The following is a 13,086-nucleotide window of genomic DNA, read 5'->3' on the forward strand; positions in this document are numbered from 1 at the left end:
CCCCGTGAGTCTCTGCTTCGAGGTCTTCACCCTGTTCCCCGGGGCCATCGAGGGCTTCGTGGGCGCGGGCCTGCTCGGCAAGGCGATCGAGCAGGGCCTGGTCACGGTGCGCTGCACCGACTTTCGCGACTTCACCACCGACCGCCATCGTACCGTCGACGACGCTCCCTTCGGCGGAGGCGCGGGCATGGTCATCAAGCCAAGGCCCGTCGTCGACGCCATGGAGCACGTCGCTCGCGAGCGCGGGCCGTTCCATCGCGTGCTGCTCACCCCGTCCGCCCCGCGCTTCGATCAACGCGCTGCTGCCCGGCTGGCTCGGCTCCCTCGCGTCGGCCTGCTGTGCGGGCGCTACGAGGGCATCGACGATCGCGTGCGCGAGCACTACGTCGACGAGTGCCTCTCGCTCGGCGACTTCGTGCTCGGCGGCGGAGAGGTCGCCGCGCTCGTGATCATCGAGGCGATCTCGCGCCTGGTCGAGGGCGTGGTCGGCAACCCCGAGTCGGTCCACACCGACAGCTTCGGGCGCACCGGTGACGTCGCTCTGCTCGAGCACCCGCACTACACCCGGCCGGCCCGGTTCCGCGGCCACGCCGTGCCCCCCGTGCTGCTCGGAGGCGACCACGCCGCGATCGCTCGCTGGCGCCATCGCCAGGCCCTTGGGCGCACCTGGGCGCTTCGCCCCGAGCTTCGTCCCCACGCGGGGCTCGCCCCCGATCATCCCATCCACCTCGCGGTGCCGCCCGCTGCGCTCGAGCACGCGGCGCAGCTCGCCGCCGTCGCCCGGCACCACGGCGTCGTCGGGCTCGCGGTGGTGGGGGCGGGGCCCGAGGCCCTCCCGCGCTGGCTCGAGGCCACGGGGGGGCGGATCGCCGTGGCCGTCTTCGCCGATCCCAAGACCCTGCGGCGGCGCCTCGCCCGCGGGCTCGTGGGTGGCTCTGCCGCGGGCGCCGAGGCTCGCTTCGTTCGCGTCGTGTCTCGCTCCGAGCCCTTCGTGGGGGTCGAGCCTCCCTGTGAGCATGCCGCGGCGCTGCTCGATCTGCTCGCCAGCGAGCTCCCGCGCCAGGCAACCGCGGCGCCGCTGGGCCCCCTGGTGCTGTGGCCTCACATCGACGAACCACCGTCGGGTGTGCCCATCCACGCGATCTACGCACCCAGCGGGGCACCAGCGGGGGCGCCCCAGGGAGCATCGGCTGGAGCACCGACCGAGATGGCGGGGACGACGGCCACGGTCCCCTCGGCCGGCGATCTCACGCCCGACCCCAACGGCGTGCAGCGCCAGGCTCTTGCGATCGAGCACGCGATCGCCGACAGTTCCCGGCCCCGTTCGCGGACGGCCGCGCTGGCCCATGCTGCGTTGACGGAGCTGCGGGATCGCGGGTAACAACGCCCGCCCGCGCCTCGCCAAGGCCTCGCACACCGACCGAGCCGACCCATCGGGACGCCCAAGAAGGAGTCTTCGCCATGAGCTACACCTCTCCCACCATCGAGGCCATCGAGCGCGCTCACCTGCGCAAGGACCTCCCCGAGTTCCGGGCCGGCGATACCGTCAAGGTGCATGCCCTCATCTCCGAAGGCGGCAAGGAGCGCGTGCAGATCTTCGAGGGCGTGTGCATCCATCGCAAGCGCGGTGGGGCCCGCGGCTCCTTCACGGTTCGCAAGATGTCGCATGGCGTCGGGGTCGAGCGCGTGTGGCCCGAGGCCTCGCCGTTGGTCGTCAACGTCGAGCTCGTCAATCGCGGCAAGGTCCGCCGCGGCAAGCTCTACTACCTCCGCGGCCTGCGGGGGAACGCGGCGCGCATCAAGACCAAGCTCGGTGCCTATGCATCCACGCTGGCCATCGACGGTGCGCAGACCGACGCCGACAGCGAGGCCGTGCCCGCCGAAGGCGCGCCGGAGTAGCCTGCGGTGGCGTCGACGGACGCGGGCTCCACTCGAGCTCGAGGTCGCGCCGTCGAGCAAGCCGTGGCCGAGCACCTGCGCGCTCACGGCCTCGAGATCATCGAGGCCAATTTCGCGGGCGCCGGAGCCGAGCTCGATCTCGTTGCGCGCGAGTACGCGCCGAACGGCGCGGTCACCTACGTCTTCGTCGAGGTTCGAAGTCGCGCCTGCACCGAGCACGGCACCGCGCTCGAGACCATCGATCGTCACAAGCAGCGTCGCGTGATCCGAGCCGCCACCACGTGGCTCGTGGCCAAGGGCCTGTGGGAGCGAGTCGAGGTCCGCTTCGACGCCGTCGGCGTCGATCCGCAGTCCTCTGCGCCCACCTGGATCCGCAACGCCTTCGAAGCCGACGGCTGAGCCCGACCAGCCTTCGAAACGCAAAGCGCCGTGCTCGTCGAGCACGGCGCCTCGTCGGTCTCCCCACCCGTTACGGCCGGCCGCACGCGTCGGACGGGACCTCTTGGTCGCAGCAGCCCTCCTGGGTGCCGGCCGCGCACTTGGCGTCGATGTCCGAGGTCACGCCGAGGTCGTCCTCGCACACGCACAGCTTCTCGCAGCAGAACTTGCCCAGCGTCTGGATGCGCGCGCACTTGAAGCCGCGCTCGCAGGTCGTGTCCTCCACCACCACCTGCTGGGTCGGACCACCATCGCGGCAGTCGGCGTCCGAGCTGCACTTCTTCGAGCACATCGAGCGCTCGAGCACGTAGTCGACGCGCAGCTTGCAAATGCCCGAGCTCTCGTTGGGGTCGGGCTTGACGCACTCGAACTTGCCCTCGTTGGACTCATCGCAGTCGAGGTTGTCCGAGCAGCTGCCCGAGGGCGCCTCTTCCTCGTCGGCGTACACGCACAGGAGGTCATCGCACGCGAGCGCGGGGAACGTCACCAGCTTGCTCTCGGGAGGCTCGACCTGACCGTGGTTGCAAGGCGCACCGACGTCCTCTTGGCTGCAGCTGATGGTGAGCAGCAGCGCGGCCGCACCGAGGCCGGCCATGATTCGCGTGGAGGAGAGCCGCGACAGGAGCTTTCGTGCTGACATCGAAGGAGACTTTCGTGATGGCCTGGCTTGATGGCCGGTCGGTCTTCTCATGCGGAACGCGGGGCAGCGGCGGTGACCTCGTCCTTCGAGGTCGAACGTGACGATGGCCGGAGCCGGGCGGGTCGAGCGAGATGGATCGCCCGGATCGCCGTTTCGTCGCCCGTCGGGATCGTCCCGGACCGGGATACGCCGCATCGTACACGGCTCACGCACACGGTCAAGGATGCCGGTTGCCCAGCGCGCCGATCCCGAGCACCACGCATGCGCGGGTTCCGACCCACCACACGAGCGGTGCCCCACGGGCGGGCGTCCAATCGCGCGAATGATCTGTAAACCCCATTGCATCCGTCACGCATCGGCCGTCGACCGCTGGACATGCGTCCCGCCATTGGTATGGGTACGGGAACTCGCCCACCCGGTCGGTCGTGAGACGAACGACCGCGTTTCGGACGCCGATCCGTCGCTCGTGCAACGATGCCGACACGCCGCCACCACGCCCGCCTGCGGCCCCATCTGCCGCTCCATCTGCGGCCCAACCTCTGGCAGTGGCCCCACCTCACGCGGGCCGCCCTCGGGGGCCGCGGCGCGCTCATGGGCGGCGGCCTCGGCCCTTGCGACCGGCCGCGTGGCGCTGGTAAGGTCCAAGGCCTTCTAATGCAGGGTCTTTGTCCCGCGCACCCCGTCGAGCCCACATCGAGCGCAGGTCCTCACCTCGCTCGGCTCGGCGTCGCTCGGCTCCACGGCCTCGCTCGATCGCTTCGACCTGCCTTCCCTCGTTCCCGTCTTCTTCTCTCGCGCGGCTCCGGTCGGCGCGAGGTGAACCGCTAGGACCCCGGTATCCATGAGCCAGCGTTTCCGTCGGCGTTCCTCCCTCCTCACCCTCATCCCCGCCTCGGTGCTGGGGCTGTCGCTCTCCTTGCCCGTCACGGGTTTTGGTGGACCGCCGCCTCCGCCTCCGCCGGGAGGCACGCCCGCGCCCGCAGCCGGGGCGCCTGCACCTCCGCCGGCTCCTCCCGCCACGGCTGCACCCGCAGGGTCGCCCATGGCTCAGGGCGAAGCGGCCTACAAGGCCGAGGACTACGAGGCGGCAGCGATCCAATTCCACAAGATCGCCAGCGGCGAGATCCCCGGTGACGTACCGCGTGCTCAGTTCTGGCTGGGCAAGTCGCTCTACAAGCTCGGGTTCTTCTCCGCCTCGCTCTCGGTCTACGACGAGATCGTGCAGGCCGGTCCCTCGCACCCGTTCCACAAGCTCACGCTCCCGTGGCTCGCCTCGCTGTCGCGCGAGCTGCCCGAGGGCGCCGAGGTGCTCCAGAAGGTCGGTACCTACAAGCCCACCGACCTCGAGTCCGAGGAGTTCGACGAGGTCCGTGACGAGCTCTACTACCTGCTCGGCCGCTTCTACTACCAAAAGGGCGACCTCGCGCAGGGCATCGCGCTGCTCGATCAGGTGCCCGAGCGCAGCGACTACTACATCCCGTCGCAGTTCTTCCTCGGCGTCGCCTACACCCGCGACTGGAAGGGCGAGCCCGCCGTCGACGCCTTCAAGGAGGTCCTTCGCCGCTCCATCGCCCTGCGCGAGGCAGCCGCCAAGGAGAAGAAGCGCGAGAAGAAGAAGAAGGTCAAGGTCAAGGGCGGCAAGCGCAAGGGCAAGTCCAAGACCTCGATCGAGCTGACCTTCGACGAGGAGATGAAGCAGTACGAGCACCTCGCGGCGCTCGGCCTCTCCAACATCTTCTACATGGTCGGCAAGTTCGACACCTCCATCAAGTACCTCGACAAGATCCCGCTCGACTCGGCGTACTTCCTCGATGCCATCCACTGGGCGGCGTGGGCCGAGTTCCGCATGGTCGAGGTCGACGAGGCCAACGCCAACCGCCACTACCAGCGAACGCTGGGCTACGTGCACACCCTCAACGCGCCGTTCTTCGAGGACTACCTCTACCCCGACGCGCTCAAGCTCAAGGCGGTGACGTACTACTTCAACTGCCGCTACGACTCCGCCAAGCGCACGGTCGACGAGTTCAACCGCCGCTACCCCAAGACCATGGAAGACCTCAAGAGCATCCTCGACCAGGCGCCCGAGGACTTCGCGCTCTACGACCTGGCCCTCAAGATCCGCAAGGAGGAGTCGGGGCTCGATCCGTTCGTGGAGCAGGTGGCGCTCAAGGCCCTGCAGGACAAGCAGCTCGGCAAGTACTTCGCCTACGTGGAGGAGCTCGAGCGCGAGATGGAGATGTTCGAGGGCATGTCGGGCACCTTCAAGAGCGCCGGGGTCGGCGAGCGCGTCACCGAGGATCTCGACCTCGCGCTCTCACAGGCGCGAGAGGCCACCGGTGCCGAGGCGCGAACCCGCATCACCGGCATGATCAAGGAGATCAAGGACCTCAAGATCGAGATGATCAAGGTCCAGTTCGAAATCCTCGAGAAGCGCAAGCAGCAAAAGGCGCTCGAGCAGTACCCGGCCAAGCCGCAGAAGCCCGAGATCGACGCCGAGCACGAGATCTACAAGTACAACGGCGAGTACTGGCAGGACGAGCTGGGCTACTACCGTTACGAGGTCACCAGCATCTGCAAGGAATAGCCGCCCGAGTCGAACCGACTTTCAGATCTGGCCGGCGGCACCAGCGCGCGTGTGTCATCGGCCAACCCGCCGGGTCCTGCAAAGGGTCCGGCATCGCCACATGAGAGGTGAGAGATCCATGACTACGTCCAGCATCCCCAACCCCGCCGGCCCCGGTAGCCGTCGCCGCCGAGCCCGTACCCTCGGCATCCTCAGCGGAGCGCTGGGGGTGCTGATGGTGGCCACCACCGTCCCCGTCTCCGGTCACGCCGAAGAGCCCCAGGGCGACGCCGTCCGCTACGATCGTCCCTCGGGCAAGGTCAAGACCAAGAACACGCTCGAGACCAAGTTCAAGGCCGCAGCCGCCGACGCCGAGAAGGACAAGAAGCGCAAGGTCGACATGCTCTCGGCCGACGACTTCGCCAAGCGCAAGGAGGCCGTGGCTCGCGAGGTCGCCGACGATCAGATCCAGCTGATGAAGGCGCTGCTCGAGGAGGCCGGCCCCAACAGCGCCGAGTATCCCGACTACCTGTTCCGCCTCGCCGACCTGTTCCTCGACAAGAAGGCCTACTTCGACAACCAGGCGGGCGCCCTCTACGAGAAGATCTACGCCGCCGAGGACTCGGGCAAGAAGGCCGAGGCCAAGCAGCTCAAGCAGCGCCAGGCCAAGTTCGAGTCGCAGAGCAAGTCCGCCAGCTCCGACGCGGTCAAGGTCTACGCCGCGCTCGTCAACAAGCCCCAGTTCGCCAAGTACAAGCGCATGGACGAGGCGCTCTACTTCTACGCCTTCGAGCTCGGCCAGCTCGAGCGCGAGAGCGAGATGCAGGAGGCCTACCTCCGCCTCATCCGCGAGTACCAGAGCAGCAAGTACATCCCCAACGCGTACTTGAGCTTCGCCGACTTCTACTACAACAAGAGCCAGATCAAGGAGGCGCTCCAGCTCTATCAAAAGATCGTCGACGGCTACCGGGACAGCCCCGTCTACGCCTACGCGCTCTACAAGATGGGCTGGTGCTACCTGAACCCGGTCGGCACCGCCGAGCCCGAGTACGACAAGAGCCTCAACAAGTTCGTCGAGACCATCGAGGCCACGCTGCAGGGCCGCGCGGGCTCCGAGGCCAACGCCAAGCAGCTGCGCCGCGACGCCCGGCGCGACCTGGTCAAGGCCTACATCCACTCGGGCAAGCCCTCCAAGGCCAAGGAGTTCTTCGTCAAGATCGGCAACGGTCCCAAGAAGGACGAGAACATGTCTCGCAAGATGTTGGAGCTGCTCGCGGCGGCCTACTTCGGCGAGGGTATGTACGTCGAGTCCACGGCCACCTACAAGACGCTGCAAGAGACCTACCGCGGCGACGCCATGGAGTGCACGTGGCAGTCGGCCATCGTCGTCAACGCGCTCGCCACCGACGACAAGACGATCCAGTGGAAGGAAACCGAGGAGCTCGGCAAGTACTGGGAGAAGTACAAGGACTCCAAGTTCAAGAAGGCCACCAAGAAGAAGTGCCGCGACGAGGCGCGCGACACCATGATCCAGATGGCCACCGTGTGGCACGACGAGGCCGAGAAGACCCGTCGCCCCGAGTCCTACGCGCTGTCCGAGGATGCGTATCGGGCGTTCCTGAAGTTCTTCCCGGAGGACAAGGACGCCTATGAGATGAACTACTACTACGCCGAGATCATCTGGGCGCAGGCGACCAACCTCTACAACTCCAAGGATCGCAAGACCCAGGAGGAGGGGCTGGCGAAGTTCAAGCTCGCCCACGAGGAGTTCGTGCACGTGCTCGAGCGCAAGCCCGACGGCAAGTACACGCAGGATTGCGCGTACGCCCAGATGCTCGCGATGAAGAACTACCTTGAGTACGACGAGACCGGCGGCAAGGGCAAGTCGTGCGAGATGCAGATGGACGGCACCTGTGTCTTCCGCGAGAAGAAGCAGCGCAAGAAGAAGGTCACCAAGGACACCAAGACCGACACCGCCGCGGAGTACCCCGAGACGGAGTACACCTCGGAAGAGTCGCAGATGCTCTCCGCGTACGACATCTACCAGAAGTACGTGAAGAAGAAGGACGACAAGGAGCTGCCCAAGATCCAGTATCACCGGGCGAAGCTCATGATGGAGCACAACAAGTTCGAGGAGGCCAAGCCCATCACGATCGAGCTGATCGAGAAGTTCGATGGCACGATCTACTCGGCGTGGGCCGCCGCCATGCTCATCGACTTGTTGACCATCAAGTGGTCCGACAAGAACAACACGCCCGAGCAGACCATCAAGGCCAGCGAGGAGCTCGAGAAGTGGGCGCTCGCGATCCAGAAGAAGAAGCTCTTCACCCACAAGGAGTCCGAGGCGGTCGCCAAGCAGGTGCCCACCCTCCTCGCGGGCATTCGCTGGAAGAAGGCCGAGGCCTACCAGGAGCAGGGCAAGCAGGGCGATCGCGAGGGCTTCGTCAAGTGCGGCGAGGAGTACGCCAGCATCTACAACGACTACGAGAACCACGACCGCGCCGACACCCTGCTGTTCAATGCGGCGCGGTGCTTCGAGGCGGCCTATCTCGTGGGCAACGCGGTGCGTGCTCGCAAGGCGCTACTCGACACGTTCCCCGACAGCCAGCACTACCAGCAGACGCTGCGCGAGCTCGGTGAGAACTATCAGGCCATCGCCTACTACAGCGACGCGGCCGATCTGTTCGAGCAGTACGCCGGCAAGTACGAGAAGGACGACTTCTCCTCGAACGCGCTCCGCAACGCCTACCTGTTCCGCCTCGGCCTCGGCGACGAAGCCAAGGCGCAGGAGGATCTCAACAAGTACGAGGATCTCTACAAGCGCAAGGATCCGAAGACCGCGGCCAAGATCTTCTGGTCCAAGCACGCGCTGCTCGACAACGACGACAAGAAGCTCTCGCACGCCAAGTCCTACATCAAGACCTACGGCAGCAAGGGCGGCACCGATCGTCAGGCGGTGGCCGAGGCGGCCATCGGTCAGATCCTGTGGAATCGCTCCTGCGAGAAGGAGCTGCTCTACGACTCGTGCCTGACCATCAAGCGCTCCAAGGCGACCGCGGGCGAGGAGACCCGCAAGAAGGCCGCCAAGCTGCGCAAGAAGGGCAAGAAGGGCAAGCAGAAGGACGAGATTCCCAAGTACTGCGGCAGCGCGACTCAGGGCATCATCACCGTCCACAAGCGCGACTCCAAGCTCGCGTCCGAGGCCCAGAGCCACCTTGCAACCGCGCTCAAGCTCGCCAGCAAGAAGGCCGACATCCCGGCCGATGACAACGAGCGCGCCGAGGCCTACAAGAACGCCGTCGGCATGTCGATGGTCTACAAGGCCGACCAGAAGTACGAGGACTACCTCCGGATCAACATCCCGGAGGAGCTCGAGTTCTACGTCGAGGACTGGAAGAACGGCTCGGGCATCCCCAAGTGGGAGCGCGAGTACAAGGAGCAGCTCGCCAAGAAGCAGGACTCCGAGAAGCGCTTCAAGGAGTTCTACGAGTCCAAGTCCAAGCTCGGCGCCGAGCTGATCCAGTCCTACGCCGAGGTCAAGAGCTCCGGCAGCCCGTTCTGGGTGCTGGCGGCGGCGGCCCGCAGCGCGGTGCTCTCGCAGAACTTCGCCGATCAGCTCTACCGCGCCGAGGTGCCGGGCAGCATCAAGACGGAGGACATGTACTTCGCCTACTGCGACGCGCTGGCCACGTTCGCCGAGGACGCCGAGAAGCGGGCGGTCGAAGCCTTCACCTACTGCCTGCAGAAGTCCACGGAGTACCAGTTCTTCAACCAGTTCTCGCGCATGTGCGAGGAGGAGCTGCAGCAGCGCAAGCCCGACGAGTATCCCGCCACCAACGAGCTGTTCGGGACCTCGATCTACACCGACAGCCGGCTCGACGTGGTCGGCGTGCAGACCGACCTGCTCGGCGACACGAAGGACTCCGACAAGGACAAGAAGGACGCGGCGAAGAAGGAAGAGGGCGGCGGCAAGTCCGGCCTGTAGACCCTGGATTCACACCGAAGATCGGCGAGAACGACCATGCGCAACACCAATCGCATCATCGGTCTGATGACTCTGAGCCTGGCGCTCGGAGTCGGGGCCTGCGGCAAGAACAAGAACGGCAAGACCAACAACCCCGGTGGTGGTGGAGCGGCCGCGGCCGCGGCCATCGATCCCACCAAGGCCAGCGCGGAGGCCAAGAAGGACTTCGCCGCGGTCGCTCAGCAGTACGCGGCGGCCAAGGCCAAGGGCTCGCTGTCGGCCGGACAGTGCGACCAGTTCTCGAAGGACTTCGAGAGCGTCTATCGCAAGCACGGTCAGCAGATGACCGTGGCCTACTTCAACGCGGGCGCCGTCTGGGACGAGTGCGGCGACGTCGAGAAGGCCGAGCAGATCTACCAGGGGGTCATCAAGGCGGTCCCCAAGTACGATCTCTCGTACAACAACCTCGGCGTCATCTACTGGAACCGCAACCAGGAGGAGAAGGCGCTCGACTACTTCAAGAAGGCGGTGGACGCCAACATCGCCACCCGAGCGCCGCGCAACAACCTCGCGGCTGCGCTCCGCAACAAGTACGCCAACAGCCCCGACCAGAAGCTGTTCGAGGACGCCGAGAAGACGCTGCAGCGCGTGCTCGCGGTCGACTCGAGCAACCAGCTGGCCTACGAGAACCTGGCGCGGCTCTACTACGACCGCGGCCGTCTCAAGGACAAGTCCTACTTGCTGCTCGCTGGCCTCGTGATCAAGCAGGCCACCGAGGTGCTCAAGAAGGACAACATCGAGAGCGCCGACCTCTTCAACCTGACCGGCTTGCTGCTCATGGAGCGCGACGACCAGGTCGAGGCGCTCAAGGCGTTCAAGAAGGCGGCCGAGATCAACCCGAAGCACGCCGACGCGCACATGAACATGGCGCTCATCGCCATCAACTTCCGCGACTACAAGACCGCGGAGGACAGCCTCTCGATCGCGATCAAGGACCAGCGCCAGAAGAAGAACGTCGAGGCCTATCTGGGGCTGGGCGTGGCGCAGCGAGGCCTTCGCAAGTACAAGGAGGCCGAGGCTTCCTTCAAGAAGGCCATGGACATCTCCAAGAGTGATCCGCGGCCGCTCTACAACCTCGGCATCCTCTACCACGAGCACATCGCGGCCACCCAGGAGGGCGACTTCGACAAGGCGCCCTATAACACCGCCAAGGAGTACTACAACAAGTTCGTCTCCAAGGCCGGAGGCAACTCCACCTTCGCACCGCAGGTCGACGACGCCAAGAACCGCGTGGTCGCCATCGATCAGCTCTTCAAGGACATCGAGGAGATGAAGAAGCTCGAGGCGGAGCAAAAGGCGATGGAGGAGCTCGCCAAGAAGCAGCAGGAGGAAGAGAAGAAGCGCCTGCTGGATCTCGAGGCCAAGGCCAAGGCCGCCGCCAGCGGTGGTGCCGCAGCGGGTGGCGACGCCGGCGGTGGCGGCGGCTGATTCACAGGCCCACGCACGAGAACCCCGGCGAGGGCCAGTTCCAAGGAGGGCGATCCGCACTGCGGGTCGCCCTCTTTCGTGTCGTGCATGTGCGCTGCCGTACGGTTCTTCGCAGTCCGCCCAAGCCGATCCCCCATCCGGTCCTGGCTCCCCCCCCCCAGCCCAATCCCCAGCCCAATCCCCAGCCCAATCCCAGCCCAATCCCAGCTTCGGGTGGGATCATGGTTTACAAGGCCCTTGTCCCCCGGTACGATGCCGAGTGAAGCTGACTGGGGTAGCCCGGTCGGATCCACCACGCCTCAACAACGCCTGAGAAGGTCTGTCATGCGCGCTGCAGCCATCTCCTTTGTCTCCGTGATGCTCCTGGCGGGAACCGCCAATGCTCAGCCCGAGGGCGATGCCGATGCGGCCGCCTTTGCCGGCGAAGATGGCGGCGTCGCCGTCTACGACTTCGAAGACGACAACGTCGACGGTGAGGTCCTCCGCCCGGAGGGCGCCAACCTCTCCTCTCGCGGGAGCCTCAAGCACGCGAGCTTGATCAACATCCGTCCGCACTTCCTGCGCGAGCTCATCAACCTCGCGCGCGACGTCTGAGGCCGCGACCGCTTCCTTGCCCCCCGCGGACCGCTTCGGGCAAGCCACCAACCAGCTTGCCCCCCAGAGGGGGCTCTCTCTTGGAGAGCTTGCCGGCATTGGGGTGGATCGACGGCGGAGGGTTGGTGCGAAGGGCGCCTCTCCGGGCTTTGGGGTCGCGAACATCGCTCCATTCGAATCTTGACCTAGTGCGAACGCTCACGAAACTTTTATTCCACGATTCGGCACCCGCCCGGGAACCTACAGCACCCCTCGCTGTCTAGGCGGCCGAACCCCGTCCAAGGACGCGCCAGCATGTCCCAGACGCTGAACCTCTCGATCTACAAGAACAATCAGTTCCTCGAGGCGAAGACGCTCGCTCAGGACGTCATCAAGATCGGCAAGCTCAAGAGCAGCCATCTGTGCCTGGAGGACGACACGGTCGCGCGCATGCACGCCGTGATCGAGGTCTCCGGGTCGGACATCCGAGTCATCGACCTCGGTAGCTCCACGGGCACCATCCTCAACGACGAACGCGTCGAGAAGAACGCGGTCCTCAAGAGTGGTGACGTGCTCGTGTTCGGTCCCTACCGCATCGAGGTCGAGGTGGTGCAGGGCGCCGTGGCGGCAGCACCGACCGCGATGCCGATGCAGCCACAGATGCAGCAGCCGATGGCCCCCATGATGGCGGGCGCTCCGATGGGAGCTGCCGCGCCGCAGATGATGGCTCAGCAGGCGTATGCACAGCCGCACATGCAGCCCCACATGCAACCGGGCTATGTGCCGCTGGCCCAGCGTCCGCCGATGCAGATCGACGCCAGCGAGGTCGAGCGCCAGGACGGCACGCAGGTCGCCGAGGTCATCTCCAGCTACAACGACACCGTCCTCGACGTGCAGCACGTCGGCCAGGTCAAGAGCAAGAAGAGCCAGGCGCCCTTGTTCCTCGGCATCGGCGGCATCCTCATGCTCGTTGGCCTCGGCATCGTGGGCAACGAGGTCCTGCAGGACTGGGACGGCTACCACGAAGAGCAGGTCAAGGCCCAGGAGCTCGGCCGCCCCGCTCCGCAGGCCCCGGGTCTTGGCATCGCCGGCATCGGCATCGGACTGGCGCTCCTCGGCCTCGTGCCGTTCGGGTTCGGCGTGGTCCGCCTCGACGACACCGGCGTGGGCAACTACACCGTCGGCGAGTCGCCCACCGCGGTGTTCCATGCTCCGGTCCAGGGCTTGCCCGACGCAGCCGCGTTCCCGCTGGTGCGAGGCAACGGCAGCGACTACACGCTGAACTTCACCCAGGGCATGACCGGCGACGTCACCCTCGAGGGCCAGACGCTCAGCCTCGCCGATCTCGTCTCGTCGGGTCGCGCGGGCGCGATGGGCTCGGTCTACTCGTTCCCGATGCCCGCGGGGGCGCACGTTCGCCTGCAGCACAACGGCGTCACCTACCACGTCAACACCGTGCCGCCCGGCAAGGTGATCGCGGCCAAGTCCGAGGCCGACAAGCCGTTTTGGATCTACAACGCC

General features: G+C 66.1%; 8 protein-coding genes and 1 pseudogene. 8 read left to right on the plus strand and 1 reads right to left on the minus strand.

Annotation, left to right across the window (positions count from 1 at the left end; translation table 11 throughout):
* Positions 1 to 4: 4 nt before the first annotated feature.
* The 3 genes and pseudogenes from trmD to OEB96_RS01215 form a co-directional block, all read left to right on the plus strand.
* Positions 5 to 730: pseudogene (trmD, locus tag OEB96_RS46840) on the plus strand (tRNA (guanosine(37)-N1)-methyltransferase TrmD); the annotation flags it as partial.
* A gap of 731 nt (positions 731 to 1,461) precedes the next feature.
* Complete coding sequence (rplS, locus tag OEB96_RS01210; protein WP_323137315.1) at positions 1,462 to 1,899, plus strand: 50S ribosomal protein L19; 438 nt, start codon at positions 1,462 to 1,464, stop codon at positions 1,897 to 1,899.
* A gap of 6 nt (positions 1,900 to 1,905) precedes the next feature.
* On the plus strand, positions 1,906 to 2,298 hold the full coding sequence (locus tag OEB96_RS01215; protein ID WP_266213539.1) for a YraN family protein: 393 nt from the start codon (positions 1,906 to 1,908) through the stop codon (positions 2,296 to 2,298).
* Between the two features lie 70 nt (positions 2,299 to 2,368).
* Here OEB96_RS01215 and OEB96_RS01220 read toward each other — a convergent pair whose 3' ends face one another.
* Complete coding sequence (locus tag OEB96_RS01220; protein ID WP_266213540.1) at positions 2,369 to 2,977, minus strand: hypothetical protein; 609 nt, start codon at positions 2,975 to 2,977, stop codon at positions 2,369 to 2,371.
* Positions 2,978 to 3,818: 841 nt separating this feature from the next.
* On the opposite strand from OEB96_RS01220, the gene OEB96_RS01225 reads away from it, so the two are divergent.
* The 5 genes from OEB96_RS01225 to OEB96_RS01245 all read left to right on the plus strand — a co-directional run.
* The gene (locus OEB96_RS01225; RefSeq protein WP_266213541.1) at positions 3,819 to 5,561 is read left to right on the plus strand and encodes a tetratricopeptide repeat protein; all 1,743 of its coding nucleotides are present in this window, start codon (positions 3,819 to 3,821) and stop codon (positions 5,559 to 5,561) included.
* Between the two features lie 118 nt (positions 5,562 to 5,679).
* Complete coding sequence (locus OEB96_RS01230) at positions 5,680 to 9,525, plus strand: tol-pal system YbgF family protein (RefSeq protein ID WP_266213542.1); 3,846 nt, start codon at positions 5,680 to 5,682, stop codon at positions 9,523 to 9,525.
* Between the two features lie 36 nt (positions 9,526 to 9,561).
* Positions 9,562 to 10,992 (plus strand): tetratricopeptide repeat protein, encoded by a 1,431-nt coding sequence (locus tag OEB96_RS01235; protein WP_266213543.1) that lies wholly within the window; start codon positions 9,562 to 9,564, stop codon positions 10,990 to 10,992.
* Positions 10,993 to 11,316: 324 nt separating this feature from the next.
* Positions 11,317 to 11,586, plus strand: a complete 270-nt coding sequence (locus tag OEB96_RS01240; RefSeq protein WP_266213544.1) for a hypothetical protein — start codon at positions 11,317 to 11,319, stop codon at positions 11,584 to 11,586.
* A gap of 294 nt (positions 11,587 to 11,880) precedes the next feature.
* Positions 11,881 to 13,086: FHA domain-containing protein (locus tag OEB96_RS01245; RefSeq protein ID WP_266213545.1), on the plus strand; the 1,206-nt coding region annotated here is incomplete at its 3' end.

The sequence above is a fragment of the Paraliomyxa miuraensis genome, assembly GCF_026337845.1.
GTDB lineage: Bacteria > Myxococcota_A > Polyangia > Nannocystales > Nannocystaceae > Paraliomyxa > Paraliomyxa miuraensis.

Coding starts and splice junctions, on each gene's coding strand:
- OEB96_RS01220 (WP_266213540.1), bottom strand. CDS start 2,977: ATGTCAGCACGAAAGCTCCTGTCGCGGCTCTCCTCCACGCGAATCATG.
- OEB96_RS01235 (WP_266213543.1), top strand. CDS start 9,562: ATGCGCAACACCAATCGCATCATCGGTCTGATGACTCTGAGCCTGGCG.
- OEB96_RS01225 (WP_266213541.1), top strand. CDS start 3,819: ATGAGCCAGCGTTTCCGTCGGCGTTCCTCCCTCCTCACCCTCATCCCC.
- OEB96_RS01230 (WP_266213542.1), top strand. CDS start 5,680: ATGACTACGTCCAGCATCCCCAACCCCGCCGGCCCCGGTAGCCGTCGC.
- rplS (WP_323137315.1), top strand. CDS start 1,462: ATGAGCTACACCTCTCCCACCATCGAGGCCATCGAGCGCGCTCACCTG.
- OEB96_RS01240 (WP_266213544.1), top strand. CDS start 11,317: ATGCGCGCTGCAGCCATCTCCTTTGTCTCCGTGATGCTCCTGGCGGGA.